Origin of the sequence: Streptomyces sp. CWNU-52B (assembly GCF_047444975.1) — a bacterium.
In the GTDB taxonomy this organism is placed as follows: domain Bacteria; phylum Actinomycetota; class Actinomycetes; order Streptomycetales; family Streptomycetaceae; genus Streptomyces.
This window is the reverse complement of sequence record NZ_JBLFJV010000023.1, coordinates 153960-173471: the sequence shown is the minus strand read 5'-3', so window position 1 is coordinate 173471 and position 19512 is coordinate 153960. Positions and strand designations below refer to the sequence as shown.

Genomic DNA, 19512 nt, shown 5'->3' with positions numbered 1-19512 from the left:
GCATGCTGCCTACATGCCGACTCCGACAGGACCGCGTCCGCCCGTCTCGCCGCCGCGCGTTCCCGTGCACGGCCTGCGGATCGGGGCCCGCCGGCTCACTCAGCGGGTGCGCGGGGCGGGGCGCGTCCTGGACGACGTGTCGTTCGACGCCGCGCCCGGACAGATCGTCATGATCGCGGGCAGCAGCGGGGCGGGCAAGACGGTCCTGCTGGAGACACTGGCGGGACTGCGTGCCGCCGGCGAGGGGGCGGTGCTGCACGACGGTGCCCGGCCCGGTCCGCCGGGGCCGGAGTCCGGGTTCGTGCCGCAGGAGGACATCCTCCACCGTGACCTGCCGCTGCACCGGACCCTGGTGTACGCGGCGGGCCTGCGCATGCCCCCGGACACCTCCGCCGTCTCCGTCACGGCGGCGGTGGACCGGGTCCTGGCCTCCCTGGGACTGACCCACCGGGCCGGCACACCCGTGCGCGCCCTGAGCGGCGGTGAACGCAAACGGGCCGGCATCGCCGCCGAGTTGCTCACCGGCCCGCGGGCGCTCTTCCTCGACGAGCCGACCTCCGGCCTCGACCCGGTCACCGCCGCCGCCCTGCTGCGGACCCTGCGCTCGCTCGCCGAGGGCGGCACCACCATCGTGCTCACCACCCACGTCCCCGCCGATCTGCTGCGCGGCGACCGCGTCGTGTTCCTCTCCCCCGGCGGGCGGATCGCGTACGCCGGTGAACCGGGCGCCCTGTGCGGGGCGTTCGGGGTGGACACGGTCGAGGACGTGTACGGGGCGGTGTCCGACGGCACGGTCCGCGACGGCGCCGGGACCGAACCTCCGCCGCACGAGCCGTCGTCGCACGAACCGGCGCCTCGCGACCCGGCGCCGCCTCCCACCGGTCCCGCGCGACCCCTCCCCCGGCCGGGCGTCGGCGCCGTACGGCAGTGGTCCCTGCTCACCCGGCGCGGCATCGCGCTGCTGCTGCACAACCGGCTCTCGGTCGCCGTGCTGGCGGGCTCGCCCGTGATGATCGTGGCCATGTTCGCGGTGCTGTTCCGCGCGGGGGCGTTCGACCCGGCGGACCCGGACCCGGGCTCCACCGCGATGATCATGTTCTGGATCGCCTTCGGTGCCTTCTTCTTCGGGCTGACGTACGGGCTGCTGCAGATCTGTACGGAACTGCCCGTGCTGCGCCGCGAACGGCTGGCCGGCCTGCGGATCGGCCCGTACGTCGCGTCGAAGCTCACCATCATGCTGCCGGTGCTCGCGGCCGCGGACGCCCTGCTGCTCGCCGTGCTGCGCGCCCTGGACCGGCTGCCCGCGGCCGGCTGGGACACCTGTGTCTCCCTGTTCGTGTCGAGTGTGCTGGCCTCGGCGGCGGCGCTCGCGCTGGGGCTGCTCGCCTCGGCCGCGGTGACCGATCCGGGCCAGGCGACGCTGATGCTGCCGCTGCTCTGCTTCCCCCAGGTGCTCTTCTCGGGTGCCTTCGTGCCGGTTCCCCGGATGACGGGCGCGGGCGAGGCGATCAGCTGGGCGATGACGAACCGCTGGGCGTTCGAGGCGCTCGGCAGCGGCGTCGGACTGGAGGCGCTGTGGCGCGACGGCGCCTCCCGGCTGGGCCCGCCGCTCCTCGCGTCGTACGGCGGCTCGTTCGCCGGCCCCGCGAGCCGTGGCTGGCTGGTCCTGGCGTGCTTCACGCTGCTGTTCCTGGGCGCGACCTGGGCGGTCCTCGTGCGCAGGTGCCACAACGGTGTGGTGCGCGAACGGGCGGGACGGTGAACTCCCCACGCGCCGGGGCCCGTCGGGGCTCCGGGCCGCTCACCCGTCCGCCGGGTGGCGGTCAGCAGCCCTCCCTCGCCTCCAGACCGGCCGCGCCGGGCACCCGGTCCCGGTAGGTCTCCCGTACGAACGTCAGGAACGTGTCGATGTCGCGGGGCTGTGACGACAGACCGAGCGAGACCCGGACCGCGCCCGCCGACGGCAGGTGCAGCAGCTCCAGGTACTCCTCCAGGGAGGCCAGTCGGCGCCGGGCGGCCGAACGCAGCAGGGGCGGCGGCAGGGCGAAGGCCGCCTCGCCCGCGCCCGGATTGCAGAAGCAGCCCGTGCGCAGCGAGATGCCCCGGGCGGCGCTGTCACGGGTGACGACCCGTTCGTCGATGACGTGACCGTCGGCGTCCAGCAGATTGAGCGCGACGGTCCCGCCGCGGGCCACGAGGTCCCGCGGGCCGTACACCCTGACCAGCGGGGAGCCGTCGCCGTGCCGCAACTGCGCCAGTCCTGCCAGGAGTCGGGAGGTCAGCGCGGTCACATGGGCGTGCACCCGGTCCATGCCGACGCCGTCGATCCACTCCAGTCCGGCCGTCACGTCGGGAATGGAGAGGAAGTTGACCGTGCCGTCCTCGAAGGCCGCCTCGTCGTCCGCGAGGACGTGCCACTGCGCCTGCGCGCTCACCGCGTAGATCGTGCCGCCGGAGAACCAGGGCCGCCGCAGCCCGGCGAGCGCCTCCCGGCGGGCGATCAGGCTGCCGACCCCGGTGGGATGGCCGAAGACCTTGTACCAGCTGACGACCGTGAAGTCGGGGTGGTGGCGGCTCAGGTCGAGCGTGTTGGCGGGGACGAAGGCCGCCGCGTCGAGCAGGACGTCGTAACCGCGGGCCCGCGCCCGAGCGATCCAGTCGAGCGGATGCTGGACGCCGGTGAAGTTGCTCTGCGCCGGATAGGCGAGCAGCCCGCGTCTGCGCTCACCGGACCCGCGTTCACCGTGCCTGCGCCCGCCGGGTCGCGGGATCAGCCGGCCGACGCCGCCGCCGCGCGCCGGCAGGGCGGCCCACAGCCGCTGTTCGTCCACGCGCAGGCCGGGGCCGCCCACGGGTACGTACGTCGTCCTCGCCCCGCGTGAACGCGCGTACTCCCGCAGACCGTTGACCGAGTTGTGGTTGTCGAGCGGCATGACCAGCCTGCTGCCCCGGTGGAAGGGGTACGCCTCACCGACCAGGCGCAGCGCGCCCGTCGCGTTCGGGGTGAAGATCACGGCGTACTCGGCCGGGTCGGCACGGAAGTGGCGCAGCACCGCCTGGCGCGCCTGCGCGAGCAGTGTTCCCGAGGCGCGGGAGGCCGGGCTCTCGGAGTGCGGGTTCCCGAAGACGCCGCCGGTGATCCGGTCGGCGCTCGCCCGGACGAGCGAGGCCGGGGCGAGTCCGGCGCCCGTGTGGTCGAGGTAGGTGTGCCCGTCGGTGTCGAGGTGGCCGAACTCCCGGCTGCGTAATTCCGCCAGGTCCTGCGCGCGGGCGTCGCCGTCGGCATCGCCGCCGGACATGTGGCCGGGGCTGCTTGCCGTCCTGTCCACGGGTCCTCCTCCCATGAGGCCGGGCCCTCCCCGCGTGCCAGGGCGGGACACGGTGCTCCTCACATCATGCTGCGATCCGCGCCGGCCGGAAGGAGTTGCGCCATTCGGCGTGGCTCGTCGCGCGCTTCCCCGGGCCCGGCGCGGGGCGCGCGGTCGCGGCCGCCCGGGGCCTGCGGGACGATGCGTACGCAGGGGAAAGGGGTGAGAGGAGTGTGCGGCGATGACCGACGTGCTGGGTTCCCTGCCCGCGGAGCAGAGCCGACTGCTGCGTGACGCCGCCCCCGGTGTCGAGCTGGCGTCCCGGCCGATGCTCGCCACTCCGAGCGACCGGCGTGACTTCCCCGGCGAGTGGCTCTTCGAGCGGAAACTCGACGGTATCCGCGTGCTGGCGGTGCGCGAGGGCGGCCGGGTCCTGCTGTTCTCACGCACCGGCAACCGGCTCAACGACACGTATCCGGAGATCGTGGCCGCGCTCGCCGCCCAGCCGTGCACGGACTTCACCGTGGACGGGGAGATCGTCGCGTTCACGAACGGCCGCACCGACTTCGGGCGGCTCCAGCAGCGCATGGGGCTCACCCGGCGCCGGGACGTCGAGGCGAGCGAGGTCGCCGTGACGTACTACCTCTTCGACCTGCTGAGGCTGGCGGGCGCGGACACGACCCGGCTTCCGCTGCGTGCCCGCAAGTCGCTGCTCCGTCGCGCCCTGACGTACCGCACGCCGCTGCGCCTGACCGCCCACCGCAACGAGGGCGGCGCCGCGCTCCTGGCCGACGCCTGCGGCCGGGGCTGGGAGGGGCTGATCGCGAAACGGGCCAGGAGCCCCTACCAGCCGCGCCGTTCGCCGGACTGGCTCAAGCTGAAGTGTTCCCTGGAGCAGGAGTTCGTGATCGGCGGGTTCACCGAACCGAGCGGCAGCCGCGCCGGTCTGGGCGCCCTGCTGCTGGGCCACTTCGAGGGCGAGAGCCTGCGGTACGCGGGCCGGGTGGGTACGGGTTTCGACCGCCGTACGCTGCTCGCGCTGCGCGACGCCCTGGACCGGCTCCACCTCGCCGCCTCGCCGTTCACCGGTCAGGTGCGTGAGGTGGGCGCGCACTGGGCCGAGCCGGTGCTGGTCGCGCAGATCGCATTCACCGAGTGGACGCGGGACGGCATGCTGCGCCATCCGCGGTTCCTCGGGCTGCGGCACGACAAGCCGGCGCGTGACGTGGTCCGCGAGCGGCCGGTGTGAGACGGGACCCCTCCGGCCGTCCCCTCGCGGCCGAGGTCCGCTCGGTTGCGGTCAGGTCCGCTCGGCCCGGACGATCACCAGTTCCTCGGTGTCCTCGCGCGCCGCGATCCGCCCGGACTCCCTGAGCCACGGCAGACGCGAGCGGAGCACCGGTCCGAACGGGATGTACGCCCGGTCACTGACCGTGGCCCGCAGTCCCGAGCCGGCCAGCAGGTCCAGGGTCTCCTCGGTGCCGCTCAGCGCCGACTGGGCGATGAGCAGGACGCCGCCGGGCCGCAGCACGCCCGGCGCCTCGGAGCAGATGCGGTCCAGCACGGTGCGTCCGTCGAGCCCGGCGTTCCAGGCCCGTTCGCGTCCCCGTCCGTCGGACGGCTCCGAGGGCGGCGTGGGCACGTACGGCGGATTGCTGATGATCATGTCGAAGGTGCGGCCTCGGACCGGTCCGAGGAGGTCACCGCGGTGGACCGTGAGCCGCTGCCGGGACCGCAGGGCGTTCAGCCGGGCGGTGAGGACGGCCCGCCAGGCGATGTCGACCGCCGTCACCCGAGCGCCTCTTCGGGCGGCGTGGATCGCGAGGGCTCCGGTGCCTGTCCCGAGGTCGAGGACGTCCATGCCCGGGGCCGGGCCCTCCCGGTCGACGGCGCGGCCCAGCAGGAACGTGTCGGCCTGCGGCGCGTACACGCCCGGCGGTGCCGTCCAGGGGCCGGCGGGGCGTGTCTGGTCGACGAGGAAAGCCATGGGGTGTCCTCCGTCCGGACGCCCCGCCAGGTCCGGGAGTCGGCGCGGGGAAGCGGGTGGGGAAGGTGAGCGCACCGGCGCCGAACGCTGGTCGGGCACGTCTGCTCAGTCGACGAGTGCCCCTGGATCACTCCCCCACACGCCTCGTCCGCATCGGGCGCCCCATCTCCGTCCGAGGGCGCGGGTACAACCCACGGGAACGCCCCCGCCGGTCACGGGTGAGGGCCCGGTGACCGATCGGGGGCGTACGCGTGTGGGGGCCGCGGTTCTACCGGCCGGCCTTCTTGATGCGCTCGGAGGCCTTGGAGGTGAGCTCCTCGGCCTTGCCCTTCATCTGCTCGCCGCGGCCCTCGCCCTCCATGGACTTGTCGTCCGTGACCTTGCCGGCGGCTTCCTTCATCTTGCCCTTCATCTGGCTGGCCTTGCTCTTCGCCTTGCTCATGGTGTTCCGTCCTTCGAACGAGGGTTGGACTGGCGTTTCCCACCCTGCGCCCAGCACCCGGTGTTCGCAATCCGTGAGAGATCGTCACGCTGAGCGACCTCGGATCGGTGCGGTGTCCGTGCACTGGCACACGTCCGACGGAGTGGGGACGATGGACGGTGACCGTGGAGTCCGATCGGGGGACGGCCCCCACGAACCACGTGCCGCGACCCCGGAGGGGAACGAATGACGCCAGACGCCGGTTCGGGTCCCGACGAGCCCGGCGACGGTCCGCAGCGCCGCCCCGCGCCCGAGGACGACGCGCCCCGGATCGTCGAACTTCAGGAGGAGATCGGCCAGCTCAAGGAGGCCGTGACCTCGCACGCCGTGGTGGACCAGGCGATCGGGATGATCGTGGCCCTCGGCCGGGTGACGCCGGATCAGGGCTGGTGCGTGCTGCGGGAGGTGTCGCAGCACACGAACATCAAGCTCCGGAACGTCGCCGAGTTGATCATCGTGTGGGGCCAGAAGGGCGATCTGCCGCCCGAGGTCCGGTCGGCCCTGACGGAGACGCTCGACCGGTACGCGCCCACCCTGCGTCCGGAGTACGACCCGCCGCCCTGACAACTACCGGACAACTACCGCCGTGACGAGGGTGTTTTGTTCGGGCCCTGCTGGTTACCTCGAAGAGTGGCAGGCCGCCGGCGTACCGCTCCCGGGAGGGTTCGGCAGTGAGCTCGCCACGCAGCCGCCCGGCTCGGGAACACCCGCGGCGGGCGGCTGGGTCCGGGGGCGGCCGGGTCCGGTGACTTCGGCACTCCGCCCCCGCATCACGGCCAGGAGGGTGACTCCGGGCAGGAGCCGGGCGCCGGCTCCGGCTCCTGATCCGCGAGGGCCTCTTCGCGCACCTTGGCGCAGCAGCCGCTGAGCAGCCGGGAGACGTGCATCTGCGAGATGCCGAGGTGCTCCGCGATGCGGCCCTGGGTCATCCCCCTGAAGAAGCGCAGATAGAGAATGGTCCGCTCGCGCTCGGGCAGCGCGGCGATACAAGGCTTCACGGCCTCGCGGTCGACGACCAGGTCGAACCCGGTGTCGGACTCACCGAGGGCGTCGCCGAGCGCGTAGCCGTCGTCGCTGCCCGGCAGCTCGGCGTCGAGGGAGAGCGCGGTGAAGCTGTCGAGTGCCTCGAAGCCGGCCCGTACGTCGTCCTCGGACATCTGGGCCTGGGCGGCGATCTCGGCGATGGTGGGCCGACGGCCCGGGATGGTCTGCGACAGTTCCTTCGCCGCGGCGCGGACCCGGTTGCGCAGGTCCTGGACGCGCCGGGGCACGTGCAGCACCCACATGTGGTCGCGGAAGTGGCGTTTGATCTCGCCGGTGATGGTCGGGATGGCGTAGCTCTCGAAGGCGTTGCCGCGCTCGGGGTCGTAGCGGTCGACCGCCTTGACCAGGCCGAGTGCCGCCACCTGGGTGAGGTCCTCGACGGACTCCCCCCTGCCTCGGTAGCGCACGGCGATACGGTTCGCCATCGGCAGCCAGTCCCTGACCAGTCCGTCGCGCAGGGCCTGACGCTCGGGCCCCTCGGGCAGCGTGGCCAGGCGTTCGAAGGCCGCAGCCGTGTCGGGGGCGTCGTCGTGGGGATGCTGCTTCGTTCTGACGGTGATTGGCATGCTGCGTCGCATCTCCCTCAGAGGGTGCTCACGGAAACAGTCACCACGGGAGGGCGCGCGAACGGGCCGGCGGGGACACAGCCGGGGCCTGGCTCACCAGCTCCCACGGACGTGCCTCCAGTCCGAAGCACTATGCCTAAATTCCCCCGAAGGGGACATATCCAAACTCTTCACTTGAAAACATGATGTTCTGGTATTGACCGGTCATTCAGCGTAACGGTCCGGGCGCCGCGGCGGTCGCGAGCCGGACCCGCTGTTTCGGCGGGCGGCGCAGGGTACTCGGCGGAAATGGACTTCACCGTGACACCCGCACCGCCTCCGACACCGCTGGCCGCCTCCGGCGCCGCAGTGGGCGCGATCGTGCCGTTCCTGGTGGGCGTCGTCCTCGTCGGCGGCCTGATCTGGGCCGTGTGGTGGGGCCGCAGGCAGCGTTCCCGGCAGCCGGCCCCGCCCCGCCCCGAGGAGCAGCCCCGCCTCCCCGAGTCGGGTCCCGTCGGCGAGGTGAGCGAACGGCGCGAGCCCGCCGCGATGCCCGAGGACGGGGACCGCCTCACCCCGCACCAGCTGGGCGGCGGTTCCTCGCGCCGCGCGGCGGACCAGCAGCGCCCCACCTGGGACCGGAACGACAGCGGCGGCTTCGGCAGCGGAGGCCCTGGTCGCGCCTGACCGTCGTCTGCTTCACTCGGCCCATGGTGCGTATCGGGTCGGTGGTGATGGGCGTGTCGGACATCCGGCGCGCCGAGGCGTTCTGGACGAGGGCCCTGGGCTACGTACCGCGTGAGGCGGCCGAGGACGACTGGGTGGTGCTCGTCCCCGCCGAAGGGTCCGGCCCTCAGCTGTCCCTCGGGCTGAGCGACACCCCCGTGCAGGAACATCCCCGGGTGCACCTGGACCTGTACGCGGGCGACGCCGCCGACCAGGCCGCCGAGGTCGAGCGCCTGGTGTCCCTGGGCGCGCGCCGGGTCGACTGGGACCTGTATCCGGAGGACCCGGACTTCGTCGTCCTCGCCGATCCCGACGGCAACATCTTCTGCGTCATCGACACCGGCCGCGGTTGAGACCGCCACGGACGAGCGGGCGTCCCCGCAGGTAGGGGTGCTCGATCACGGGTACCCGGTGCCCATGAAACCTGGAGCCGAGCGGCCGGTCGCAGAGCTGGATCTCCCGACGGGCGGCGTGGAACCGGACCTTCCGCCCTCCCGAGGACGGATCTCCGCGGGACTCGTCGCGTACCTGCGCGGCACGGGACCGCTGCCCGACGAGGCCGCGCTCAGGGACGCCGAACCGCTCGGCGACGATCTCCAGCTCGCCCTCTACCTCTGCTACGAGCTGCACTACCGGGGCTTCGCGGGCGTCGACGACGCCCGCGAATGGGACCCGGAGCTCCTGAGGGTCCGCGCGGCGCTTGAACGGCCCTTCCTCGCGGCGTTGCGCGCGGGGGCGACGCGGCACGACCACGCCGACGAGGCCCTGGACGAGCTGCTCGTGGAGCCGGTCGACGGCCAGGGCGTCTCCCATTTCCTCCAGGACAGGGGCGAGCTGTGGCAGCTGCGCGAGTACGCCGCCCAGCGCTCGGTCTACCACCTCAAGGAGGCCGATCCGCACGCCTGGGTCCTGCCGCGCCTGTGGGGACGCGCCAAGGCCGGTATGGCGGCGGTGGAGTTCGACGAGTTCGGGGCGGGGCGCGCCGAGCGCGTACACGCCCGGCTGTTCGCCGACCTCATGACCGACCTGGGCCTTGATCCGGCGTACGGGCGCTATCTCGACGCGAGTGGCGCCGAGGCGCTGGCCGTCGTCAACCTGATGTCGCTCTTCGGGCTGCACCGGGCGCTGCGCGGCGCACTGGTGGGTCACTTCGCCGCGGTGGAGACGACCTCCTCACCCGGTTCCCGGCGGCTCGCGAACGCGATGCGGCGCACCGGCGCGGGCCCGGCGGCCGAGCACTTCTACACCGAGCACGTCGAGGCCGACGCGGTGCACGAACAGGTCGTGCGCCGCGAGGTCGTCGCGGGGCTGCTGGAGGAGGAACCCCGGCTCGACGGTGACGTCGCGTTCGGGGTCGACGCCACCGGATGGCTGGAGGACCGCCTCGCGGACCGGCTGCTGGGGGCCTGGCGGTCGGGCCGGTCGTCGCTGCGGGCCGCCGTATGAGCGGGTCACGCCCAAAGGAGGCCCGAGAAACCTCGCCGGAGAAACCGAGGAATCCGGAGCAGTCGGAGCAGTCAGAGCAACCAGAACAATCGGAACAGCCGGAGGAGAGGGGCGGTGAAGCGGCCGCGACCGAGCGCCCCGCCGCACACCGGCGTCGGATCGTCGCCCGCCGAGAGGGCCCCCTGCTCGTCGAAGGACCGGTCGAGGTCGTCCTGGAGGACGGCACGACCGTGACCTCCGACCGCTTCTGCGTGGCGCTGTGCACATGCCGGCGCAGCCGCGTCCATCCCTGGTGCGACACCAGCCACCGCCGTCACACCCCGGCCGCCCGCCCGGCGGCACCTCCCACTGAATAGCACGCCCGTTCGAATGCGCGGTAGCCTGGAACCATGTCCACGCACCTCCAGGGATCCCTGTTCGACCAGAGCGACGCCATCCGCCTCGGCCCGCTCGCCGGGCCGGCCGCCGGCCCGCACCGGACCGTGCTCGGCGACGGGGCGTGGATCGACCTGCTGCCCGGCTGGCTCCACGGAGCGGACGCGCTCTTCACCCGGCTCGCCGACGAGGTCCCCTGGCGGGCCGAGCGCCGTCAGATGTACGAGCAGGTCGTGGACGTACCCCGGCTGCTGGCGTTCTACCGGGCGGACGACCCGCTGCCGCATCCCGTTCTGGACGAGGCACGCGGCGCCCTGTCCGCCCACTACGCGCACGAGCTGGGGGAACCGTTCACCACGGCCGGGCTCTGCTACTACCGGGACGGCCGGGACAGCGTGGCCTGGCACGGGGACCGGATCGGCCGCGGCGCGCGTCAGGACACGATGGTCGCCATCGTGTCCGTGGGGGCGCCGCGCGATCTGCTCCTGAGACCCCGGCGCGGCGGGGCCGTGGTGCGGCGCCCGCTCGGACACGGCGACCTGATCGTGATGGGCGGCTCCTGCCAGCGCACCTGGGAGCACGCGATCCCCAAGAGCGCACGGGCGGCGGGCCCGCGCGTCAGCATCCAGTTCCGGCCGCACGGCGTGCGGTGACCGGGGGCCGCGCGGCCGGTGTCATGGATGAGGCGCCGGTACTCCGCCGCGGCCGCGCCGCCGCCAGGTACGGGCGCGGCGCGGTTCCTGGTCCGGCAGCCAGCCGAAGGTGAGGCAGCTGCCGACGACACCGAGGAGGAGGCCGATGAGGAATCCGCCCAGGTTCGAGGTGATCCAGGTGCCCAGGGAGAGCAGGACACCGCAGATCGAGTAGAAGAGGCGCTGCGCGGGGTTGAAGAGGATCAGCAGTCCGCAGATCAGCATCAGGCCCGGCAGGAGGTAGCCGGCCAGTCCCTGCATACCGATGTGCAGGACGACCTTCAGCGACGCCTTCTCCGTGACGAGGATCTCCGCCCCGCCGAGGGCGAGCAGCAGCCCTCCCCAGAACGGGCGGGCCGCACGCCAGCGCCGAAAGCCCCGCATCAGCAGCCCTGTTCGCTGAAGCGGAGCCTCAGCCCGGGAAGCTTGAACACCGCTGCCGTGGTGGCGTAGTTGGTCTGCCGCAGGTTGGCGATCTTGACCGTGTCGGCCTGCTGGCTGAAGACACCCTTGGGGCCCTGCACTCCTGCCTTGTCGAGAGTGCTGGCGTCGTTGCCGATCTCGATGTTGTCGAAGGCGGCGTCGCCCGAGAGCTCGGTGGAGTCGGTGACCAGGTCGGTGGCCTTCACCTTCTGGGAGCCCTGGCCCGCGGTGATGAGCAGGTTCGTGCCGCCGAGGTCGACGCTCTGGCACAGCTTGGTGAGCGTCGCGTTCTTGATCGCGGAGACGACCACCAGGACCTGGCCGCCCGTGTCGCCCTCGTTCGGACTCCCCTCGGCCATGTGGTCGAGGGCACCGAACTGCTCGAAGCCCTGGCCGTCGAGGTTCGTCGCGGTCACCGTGAACGCCATACCGGAGATCGCGAACTGCACGCCCAGGGCTCCCTGGGCGGTGAGGATCATGAGGCCGGCGGTGATCGCGGTGGCGGGTACCGCCATCACCGCGGCGCGGCGCAGACGGACCCGCCCCCGTCTCTCGGGGCTTGCGGGGGACTCCGGTGCACTACCGCTCTCCGGCGCTTCGGACGAGGCCATTTCTGCTCCAAGGGCATGGTCGACGCGAGGTGGGGCAACAGGCGGCACGTTGTCCTGGCGCGGACAGCGGGCGCGGCGCACGCCTCCTCGCAACTCCTGCCGGGTGCGAGGGACTTCGCGTTACGCAGCGGTAGCCGCGACGGAAGTTACCCGCGGTAAGCATCAAGGGTCAAGCACCTTGTGCAAAAAGGAGGTCGAAGATGTGACGAACCCGTGGAGTGCTCATCCTCAGCCTCTGACTGAACGTCAACTTCCGTGCGACGTCTTGACGTTGAACATCGGTCAGGTCTAGAACTCTCCCTGGCCGTGCACGGATCCGTGGCGCCGGATCCGTGCGGACACGCACGTCGATCCCCGGCTCCGTCCCGTCACACGGCCGGCAGGTCCCTCACGCGGCCGGCAGGCCGGCTCGGACGGTCGGCGGACCGTCGCCCACAGACCGACCGCACGTGCGATCCGCGTCCACTCCTCCCCGGCACCGGCACGGTCACTTCCCCCTCCGGACCGCGCCCGGTCGCCCCTTCCGCCGGTCCCGTGCCGGGGGCCGTCCTTCGACGCCCCCGGCCGGCCTCCCGGCAGCCACCGCCGGCCCGTCGCGTACGGAGAAGGCGCGACGGGCCGGTGGCGGCCACCCCTCCGTTCCGACAGGGCGCACGTCACCCCTGCCGGGCATCCCCACTCCCTGAAACGAGGCACCCGCATGCGTACTCGCACCTCACTCGCCCTGGCCGCCGCCGTCACGGCCCTCGCCCTCTCGACGGCCGGCCCCGCGTCGGCCGCCGACGGCTCGGTCCTGACCACCGGCGGTACGGGCGGCACGGCGGTCGCCGCCGGTGACGTCCTCAGCGCCTCCCTGGCCACCGGCACCAACGCCACGCTCTACTCCAGCAGCACCGGCACGAGCGGCGTCTCCTGCTCCTCGTCGGCCTTCGTCGCCAAGGTCATCGACAACCCCGCCGCGCCCGGCACGGCCACCGAGTCGGTCACCAGCCACACCTTCAACAGCGCCAGTTGCTCCAGCAATGTCGTCGGCGTGCTCGGCGTCACCAGCATCACGGTCGACAACCTGCCCTACACCACGGCCGTGACCTCCGCGGGCACCCTCACCATCACACCGGCCGGCGGATCGACCATCCAGACAACTGTCGTGCTGCGTACGCTGCTCGGCAGCATCACCTGTGTGTACCGGGCACCCAGCCTGTCCGGCACCGCGGACAACACCGACAACAGCATCTCGTTCAAGAACCAGCAGTTCACGAAGTTCTCCGGCTCGTCGCTGTGCTTCAGCAACGGCTATTTCACCGCCAGGTACGCCCCGGTCACCGACACGACGCAGGGCGGCGGCGCGGCGGTCTACGTCAACTGACCCCACGGGCGCCGGGAACGGCGACGGGGCGGGGAGAAGGATCTCCCCGCCCCGCACCCGTGCGTGACTCAGTCCAGGTCGCCCGGCTTGAGGTAGCCCGAGTCGACCAGCACCTGCTTGTAGTTGGCCTTGTCGACGCTCACCGGCTCCAGGAGGTACGAGGGAACGACCTTCTTCCCGTTGTTGTACGTCCTGGTGTCGTTGAGTGCCGGCTTCTTGTCGTGGACCATGGAGTTGACCATGTAGGCGGTGACGAGCGCGAGCTCCCGCGTGTCCTTGTAGACGGTCTGCTTCTGATCGCCGGCCACGATCGACTTGACCGAGGGCACCTCGGCGTCCTGCCCCGTGACGATGGGCAGCGGCTTGGCGGCGGTGCCGTAACCGTGCTCCTTGAGCGCCTTGATGATGCCCAGCGACATCCCGTCGTACGGGGAGAGGACCGCGTCGATGTCCTGGTCGGCGTACTCCGCGTCGAGCAGCTTGTTCATGCGCTTCTCCGCGGTGGGACCGTCCCAGCGCAGCGTGGTGATCTCCTTCATCTCGGTCTCCCCCGATCTCACGATCAGGTCCCCGCTCTGGATGTACGGCTCCAGGACCTCCATGGAGGCCTGGTAGAAGTACCGGGTGTTGTTGTCGTCGGGGGATCCGGCGAAGAGCTCGACGGTGAACGGGCCCTTCCCGCTGCCGTTGACGAGCCCGAGACCCTCGGCTATGAAGTCGGCCTGCAACGTGCCGACCTTCAGGTTGTCGAAGGACGCGTAGTAGTCGACGTTGGGTGTGCCGAGGATCAGCCGGTCGTAGGAGACCACCGGTATGCCCGCGGCGTTCGCCTTCTCCAGGACGTCGGTGAACACCTTTCCGTCGACGGAGGCGATGACCAGGGCGTCGACACCGCTGTCGATCATGGCCTCGACCTGTGCGACCTGATTCTTCGGGTCGTTGTCGGCGTACTTGAGGGTGGTGGTGTAGCCGAACCCCTTGAGCTCGTCGACCATGTTCTGGCCGTCGTTGATCCACCGCTGTGACGTCTTCGTGGGCATCGTGATGCCCACGGACGCGGCCTTGCCGTCGCTGCCGGTGCCGGAGTCCCCACCACACGCGGTGAGAGAGATGGACAGGACCGTCGATATGGCCGCAGCTACGGTGGTGCGGGCGCGCATGCTCATTGTTCCTCACTGGATGAAAGGCAGTCGGCGGAACTCGGCGCCGGCCGTGCACCGGGGAGTACGCCCCCGGCCGGGCCGGCAGGTCGTGATGGAGCCGTCCGCGGCACACGGTTCCTGGCGGAGTCCGTGGTGCGTTGTGTTCGGTACCGAGTTCGAGCCGAGGCTGCCCTGACGGGGTTCGGGGCGCCGTACCGAAGGACCGCACTGCGCGTACGGACCGGAGGCGGACGCCAAGGTTGATCGGTGCCCGGCTGCGTGGAGCCATCCGGGTCGGACTGGGTTCACCGGGTCGCGGTGAGGGGTGGAGCGTCAAACCGGACGGTATGTATCTCGCGTTGGGGCTCCGTTGAACCCGCACACGAGCAGGCCGGGATGACCGGCCCCCCACGTGCGCGGACTCGAACGTGGGGTGCGCGGGGCAGCGTATCCCGGTGCGGGGCCACTGTGGCCGTCTTTCGTCACATTAGTTGCGACGGCGCACGATCGGCCTGGGCAGACCGGCCGGCACTCGGTGCGTTTTGTGGAGGATCCGGTTCCAACTGCCCGCCCTTGACGACCGGTTGTTCGATCATGCGGACGTCACGATCCGACGTCGTCGCAAGATCGCACGCGAACGCACGAGTGGGCCGGGGCCGAGCCCCGGAGGCCGGCATCACAACTCGTTCGAACACCGTGCGCGTGCGTTCGCATCGTCGGGGGCGGCCCTCTCCCGGACCGGCCGAGGGCGGCCGTGAGCGTTCCGGAACCCGCCTCTCACCAGCCCGTGTCGCAGCACCCCTCCCGGCGCATCAGCCGCCCCACCTCCAGCCAGTCGTCCTCGCCCGGCGCCCGCGACCCGGCGGGCGAGGACCTGGCGGGCGAGGACCCGGGCTCGTACGCCGCCACGAGGTCGGCGGTCGTGTACGGGACCCCGCCCCGCAGCACGGCGACCGTGCGCACGAGGGTGTCGAAGTCGGTGAAGGGGTCGCCGTCCACCACCGTCAGGTCCGCGAGCAGGCCCGGCCGGACCGTGCCGAGGTCACCGGCCAGGCCGAAGAGCCTGGCGGGCAGCACGGTCACCGTACGCAGCGCCTCGGCCGGGGACAGGCCGCCCCGGTGCAGCGCGCGCAGACCCAGGTGGAGGGCGAGGCCGACGGGGACGAGCGGCTGGTCGGTGCCCAGCGCCACGAGGCCGCCGGCGGCCAGGATCCGCCGGTAGACGTCGGTCTCCGTGCGCAGGGTGGCGAGTTGGGCCGGGCTCGGCGGCACGCCCGCCCCCTGCCGGACGAGGGCGCTGTCCCAGGGCGGCATCACGGCGGTGACCCGGGGGTCGTCGGCGAGCGCGGGGTCCGCGCCCAGGAGGGGCGCCGAGGTGAACGGGGTGGCGATGAGACCGAAGTCCGCGCCCCGCGCGGTGTAGATCTCCAGCACATCCTGGCAGGCGCGCCCCGAGGCGGTGACGGCGTGCCCGAACTCGCGGCGCTGGGTGGCCTGCAGATGGGTCGTCAGGTCCTGGCCCAGTTGCACGCCGGGCGACAGCAGGTGGCTTCCCGAGCGCACACCGAGCCGCTCGTGTCCGAACCGGGCGGCCTCCTCCATCACCCAACCGGGCGCCCGTACATAGGTTTTGACGAAGTCCCAGTCCAGCGCGGCGCCGCGCTCCAGCGACCGGCGCAGACCGTCCCTGGTGCGATGGGCGCGCCCCATGCTGTACGCCACCCGGGAGCCGTCCAGGAGTTCGCCCGTGGTCAGCAGCCGGGGTCCGGCGAGCTGACCGGCCGTCACCGCCTCGCGGATTCGCGCCTGTTCGTACGCGAATCCGCCGAGGGACACCGCGGTGGTGATGCCGTAGGTGAGCTGGCCGACCGTCTGCCTGCTGCCGTAGGTGACCTGCCACGGGTGCGTGTGCGTGTCCCACAGTCCGGGCACGACGGTCCGCTCCGAGGCGTCGATCCGGGTGGTCGCCGCACGCCGCCGGTGCGGTTCGACGGCGGTGACCCGTCCGCCGCGCACCACGATGTCGACGTCGTCCCGTACGGAGTCGCCCGTGCCGTCCCAGAGCCGGCCGGCGTGCACCACGGTGTCGGCGGGTACGGGGCGGCGCCCGTCGAGCGGTACCCGGACGGTACGGGCCCGGCCCCCGTCGACGCCGGTCAGCCGCAGCCGGGCGCCGGAGAGGTACAGCAGGGTCCGTGAGTCGCCGGACCAGGAGGGGTGGTCCGCCGGTTCGGTGGTGAGGGTGCGCAGGGCGCCGCGGGGAGTGCCGTCGGGCGCGACGGGCAGCAGACAGAGCGCGGACTCGACGATCACCGCCATCCAGCGGCCGTCGGGCGACCAGACGGGCCCCGAGTCGTACCGGTCGGCGATCGAGACATGCGGTGCCACCGCGTGCAGCCGGTCCTCCCCGGTCGTGGCGTCGACGACGCGGACGAGGTTGTAGCCCTCCCGGAAGCGGAGGTTGAGGCGGTTGCGGTCGCAGAGCGCGAGATACCGGCCGTCGGGCGACCAGCTGGGACGCCCGGGGAGGCCGCCGGCGCCGAGCGGGCTCACGAGCACCCGCTCCGTGCCGCTGCCGAGGTCACGGACGACGAGCCGTCCGGTCAGGTCCAGGCAGGCGAGCCGGCTCCCGTCGGGTGACAGCGCGGGATGGACCCGGCCGCCGGTCGCGAGCGCGCGCTCCTCGCCGGTGGCCAGATCCCGCCGGTACACACCGAGCAGCCCGTCGCGGTCGTCCGCGTACAGCAGGGCCCGTCCGTCGCGTGACCACGACGGACCGAGCAGATACTCCGTGGCCGCCGACCGGCGCAGTCGCTTCGGCGCAGCGCCCCCCGAACTGTCCGCCAGCCAGAGCGAGTTGAGGGCGGCGAAGGCGATGTGCCGTCCGTCGGGCGAGAGCGCGGGCAGATGGATGCCCCGTACCGGACGGGCCCGCCCCTGTCCCAGGTCGTACTCCTTGACGTCGTACCGCGGCCGCTCCACGGGCAGTACGCCCTCGAAGGGGATCACGTCCGTCCGGGCCGGCTCCTCGGGCCGTACGAGGGTGAAGTCGCCGTCCACGGTGAGCAGGAGCTCGCCCGCCGCCGTCCAGCGCGGCGGTACCGGCGCGACGTCCCCGGCGAGCGCGACGGGTGCGCCGTCGACGACCAGCGTGCAGGAACCCTCCGGGGCCGCGGTGGTCCGCAGACAGGCCAGCCGACGGCCGTCCGGCGCGAGCGCGGGAGTCATGATCTGCGCGGTCGTGGTGTCGGTGTGCTCCACGGTGACCGGGCCGGTCCCGTCGGCGGGGACGGCCGCGACGGTCCTGGCGTCCAGCCCTGTGCCGTTCGCGGTGGTGACGCCCTTCGCCCGCACGAACAGGATCCGTTTCCCGTCCGGCGACCAGGTGGGGTCGAAGTCCTCCCACGCCCCGTCCTGCAGCGGTCCCGGCTGACCGTCCAGACCGGTGACCCGCACGGCCGCGCCGGTGCGCAGGTCCAGCACATGGATGCGGTACGGGCTGCCGGTGACCGGGTCGCCGCCGCGCTCGGAGGCGAAGGCGAGGCGGGTGCCGTCGGGCGACCAGGCCGGGCCCCGGTCGTCGAAGGGCCCGTCGGTGCGTCTGCGCACGTCCGAGCCGTCGGGCCGCATCGTCCAGAGGTGGAAACCACCGCCCTGGTAGGCGCAGAAGGCGACGAGGCGGCCGTCCGGCGCGTACACGGGGCGGTTCGGTTCGAGTCCCGCCGGGGTGAGGGGGACGGCTCGGCCACCGGTGCGCGGGAGCGACCACAGCACGTTCTGGATCTCGGCGACCAGCCGGTCGCCGCCGGGCGCGAGGGTCGCCGAACCGTTGGTGGCCGCGCTGAAGGACAGGGAGAGCCCGGTCCGCGGCCGCGCCGCGGCCGGTGCCACGCCGACAGCGGTGACGGCGGTGGCGGCACCGGCCGCTCCGGTGGCGGCGAGGAGTTGACGACGGGAGAGGGGAAGGGTGAGGGGAGGGGCTGCGTCGCCCCGGTCTCGGTCCATGACTCAGCACGCTCGCGCATCTCCCGGCCCGTGGGCAACACCGCCGTTCCTGCCAAACGGGCGACATGTTGACGGGATGTCAGCTCTTCGTGCCGTTTCTCGTGCTGCTCCTCGTACCGCTCCTCGTGCCGTGCAGGGTCCGCGCCACCTTCGGGCCCAGCCAGCGCTTGAGCCTGCGCAGGGATTCGAGCCGCCCGGCCGCCCGGTCGATCCGGTAGTAGAGCTGCGGCGGCACGTACGGCAGCAGGGGCGAGTGCCGCTGGCCGAGGAGCGCGAACATCTGCGCGGGCGGGAGGGTGATGTAGCGCGGCAGGTTCTCGTACCACTGGGCGCTGTGGCGGGCCGCGCTCTGCACGGACAGCAGCGCGGACTTGCGTTCCTTCTCGTACGCGGCGAGGGCCGGGGCGAGTTCGGCCGGCTCGGACCCGGCCCGGGTGTTCAGGGCGGCGGCCAGGGCGATGGCGTCCTCCAGGGCGAGCGTGGTGCCCGCCCCGATGGAGTAGTGCGTGGTGTGGGCGGCGTCGCCGAGCAGGACGACGTTCCCGTGGGACCAGGCGCGGTTGGTGACGGTGCGGAAGTTCAGCCACTGCGCGCTGCCGCCGGCGGTCGCCCGGCCGATGAGCCGGTGACCGTCCAGCAGCTTCACGAAGAGCTCTTCGAGGAGGACGAGCCCCTCCGCCTCGTCGGCCCGGTCGAGGCCGAGGCCCGTCCAGGTCTCGGGCGAGCACTCGACGACACAGGTGCTGCGGTCGTCGCCGAACCCGTAGGCGTAGCACCAGATCCAGCCGTGCGGTGTGTCCACGAAGGCGAAGGTGAACGCCTCGAAGACCTTCGTGGTGCCCAGCCAGATGTAGGTGTTGCGGCCGAGCGTGACATCGGTGCCGAAGTGGGCGCCGTGGCGCTCGCGCACCCCGCTGCGGACGCCGTCGCAGGCGACGACCAGGTCGGCGTCGGGCAGTTCGGCCCCGTCGGCGATCTCGTCCTCGAACTCGACGCGCACGCCCAGGGAGCGGGCCCGCTCGGCGAGGATGTCGAGCAGCCGGCCGCGTCCGATGCCGAAGCCCTCGTCACCGTGGTGCGTGGTCGTCCGGTCGCCGACGTGTGCGACACCGTCGCTCCAGCGGACCGAGTTCTCCCGCACGGCACGGGCCGACTCGGGGTCGCCCGCCGCCAGTTCGGCGAGCAGGCTCCCCCAGTACGTCACGCCCCATCCGTACGTCGAGCCGGCCGGGTTCCTCTCATGGACGGTGATCTCGTGGCCCGGGTCCTGACGTTTCATCAGGATCGAGAAGTACAAACCGGCGGGCCCGCCGCCGACACAGGCGATCTTCACGCGCACATCCCACATTCGCTCAGGAACC

Annotated in this window: 18 protein-coding genes; 9 read left to right on the top strand and 9 right to left on the bottom strand. The window is 72.3% G+C overall.

The features are described 5' to 3' along the window. Window positions 1-13: 13 nt before the first annotated feature. Entirely contained in the window at window positions 14-1762 is a 1749-nt protein-coding gene (locus ACLVWQ_RS23150; protein WP_414111038.1) for an ATP-binding cassette domain-containing protein, read from the top strand. A gap of 61 nt (window positions 1763-1823) precedes the next feature. Here ACLVWQ_RS23150 and ACLVWQ_RS23145 read toward each other — a convergent pair whose 3' ends face one another. Further along, complete coding sequence (locus tag ACLVWQ_RS23145) at window positions 1824-3299, bottom strand: aminotransferase class V-fold PLP-dependent enzyme (RefSeq protein ID WP_414111054.1); 1476 nt, start codon at window positions 3297-3299, stop codon at window positions 1824-1826. Window positions 3300-3549: 250 nt separating this feature from the next. Here ACLVWQ_RS23145 and ligD point away from each other — a divergent pair, with 250 nt between their 5' ends. After that, the gene (gene ligD / locus ACLVWQ_RS23140; protein WP_414111037.1) at window positions 3550-4557 is read left to right on the top strand and encodes a non-homologous end-joining DNA ligase; all 1008 of its coding nucleotides are present in this window, start codon (window positions 3550-3552) and stop codon (window positions 4555-4557) included. Window positions 4558-4608: 51 nt separating this feature from the next. On the opposite strand, the gene ACLVWQ_RS23135 is transcribed toward ligD, so the two are convergent. Together ACLVWQ_RS23135 and ACLVWQ_RS23130 are read right to left on the bottom strand one after the other, a co-directional pair. Then, the gene (locus tag ACLVWQ_RS23135) at window positions 4609-5295 is read right to left on the bottom strand and encodes a HemK2/MTQ2 family protein methyltransferase (RefSeq protein WP_414111036.1); all 687 of its coding nucleotides are present in this window, start codon (window positions 5293-5295) and stop codon (window positions 4609-4611) included. Between the two features lie 268 nt (window positions 5296-5563). Then, window positions 5564-5737 carry a CsbD family protein gene (locus tag ACLVWQ_RS23130; protein ID WP_414111035.1) on the bottom strand — a complete coding sequence of 58 codons (174 nt, stop codon included), beginning with the start codon at window positions 5735-5737 and terminating at the stop codon, window positions 5564-5566. 225 nt (window positions 5738-5962) lie between these two features. Here ACLVWQ_RS23130 and ACLVWQ_RS23125 point away from each other — a divergent pair, with 225 nt between their 5' ends. Beyond that, entirely contained in the window at window positions 5963-6340 is a 378-nt protein-coding gene (locus tag ACLVWQ_RS23125; RefSeq protein ID WP_414111034.1) for an ANTAR domain-containing protein, read from the top strand. Window positions 6341-6546: 206 nt separating this feature from the next. Here the strand turns inward: ACLVWQ_RS23125 and ACLVWQ_RS23120 are convergent, their stop codons facing one another. Continuing rightward, entirely contained in the window at window positions 6547-7386 is an 840-nt protein-coding gene (locus ACLVWQ_RS23120) for an RNA polymerase sigma factor SigF (protein WP_414111033.1), read from the bottom strand. A gap of 288 nt (window positions 7387-7674) precedes the next feature. Here ACLVWQ_RS23120 and ACLVWQ_RS23115 point away from each other — a divergent pair, with 288 nt between their 5' ends. From ACLVWQ_RS23115 to ACLVWQ_RS23095, 5 genes are all read left to right on the top strand, one after another. After that, window positions 7675-8052, top strand: coding sequence for a DUF6479 family protein (locus ACLVWQ_RS23115; RefSeq protein ID WP_414111032.1), 378 nt, complete (start codon window positions 7675-7677; stop codon window positions 8050-8052). 23 nt (window positions 8053-8075) lie between these two features. Further along, complete coding sequence (locus ACLVWQ_RS23110; protein WP_414111031.1) at window positions 8076-8444, top strand: VOC family protein; 369 nt, start codon at window positions 8076-8078, stop codon at window positions 8442-8444. A gap of 64 nt (window positions 8445-8508) precedes the next feature. Beyond that, window positions 8509-9537, top strand: coding sequence for an iron-containing redox enzyme family protein (locus tag ACLVWQ_RS23105; protein ID WP_414111030.1), 1029 nt, complete (start codon window positions 8509-8511; stop codon window positions 9535-9537). 158 nt (window positions 9538-9695) lie between these two features. Next, window positions 9696-9893 (top strand): CDGSH iron-sulfur domain-containing protein, encoded by a 198-nt coding sequence (locus tag ACLVWQ_RS23100; protein ID WP_414111053.1) that lies wholly within the window; start codon window positions 9696-9698, stop codon window positions 9891-9893. A 33-nt stretch (window positions 9894-9926) separates the two neighbouring features. Continuing rightward, window positions 9927-10565, top strand: coding sequence for an alpha-ketoglutarate-dependent dioxygenase AlkB (locus ACLVWQ_RS23095; RefSeq protein ID WP_414111029.1), 639 nt, complete (start codon window positions 9927-9929; stop codon window positions 10563-10565). Window positions 10566-10586: 21 nt separating this feature from the next. Here ACLVWQ_RS23095 and ACLVWQ_RS23090 read toward each other — a convergent pair whose 3' ends face one another. Together ACLVWQ_RS23090 and ACLVWQ_RS23085 are read right to left on the bottom strand one after the other, a co-directional pair. Further along, on the bottom strand, window positions 10587-10988 hold the full coding sequence (locus ACLVWQ_RS23090) for a DUF6114 domain-containing protein (RefSeq protein ID WP_414111028.1): 402 nt from the start codon (window positions 10986-10988) through the stop codon (window positions 10587-10589). Then, a complete protein-coding gene (locus tag ACLVWQ_RS23085; RefSeq protein ID WP_414111027.1) occupies window positions 10988-11638 on the bottom strand; it encodes a DUF6230 family protein in 651 nt (216 codons plus the stop codon). Before ACLVWQ_RS23085 ends, ACLVWQ_RS23090 begins: the two co-directional genes overlap by 1 nt. A gap of 700 nt (window positions 11639-12338) precedes the next feature. On the opposite strand from ACLVWQ_RS23085, the gene ACLVWQ_RS23080 reads away from it, so the two are divergent. Beyond that, window positions 12339-13004, top strand: a complete 666-nt coding sequence (locus tag ACLVWQ_RS23080; protein WP_414111026.1) for a Tat pathway signal sequence domain protein — start codon at window positions 12339-12341, stop codon at window positions 13002-13004. A 68-nt stretch (window positions 13005-13072) separates the two neighbouring features. Here the strand turns inward: ACLVWQ_RS23080 and chvE are convergent, their stop codons facing one another. The 3 genes from chvE to ACLVWQ_RS23065 all read right to left on the bottom strand — a co-directional run bounded on the left by chvE (window position 13073) and on the right by ACLVWQ_RS23065 (window position 19484). Further along, window positions 13073-14170, bottom strand: a complete 1098-nt coding sequence (gene chvE, locus ACLVWQ_RS23075; protein ID WP_414111025.1) for a multiple monosaccharide ABC transporter substrate-binding protein — start codon at window positions 14168-14170, stop codon at window positions 13073-13075. Between the two features lie 753 nt (window positions 14171-14923). Continuing rightward, window positions 14924-18151, bottom strand: coding sequence for an amidohydrolase family protein (locus ACLVWQ_RS23070; protein WP_414111024.1), 3228 nt, complete (start codon window positions 18149-18151; stop codon window positions 14924-14926). A 79-nt stretch (window positions 18152-18230) separates the two neighbouring features. Continuing rightward, complete coding sequence (locus ACLVWQ_RS23065) at window positions 18231-19484, bottom strand: FAD-dependent monooxygenase (protein ID WP_414111023.1); 1254 nt, start codon at window positions 19482-19484, stop codon at window positions 18231-18233. Window positions 19485-19512: the final 28 nt, after the last annotated feature.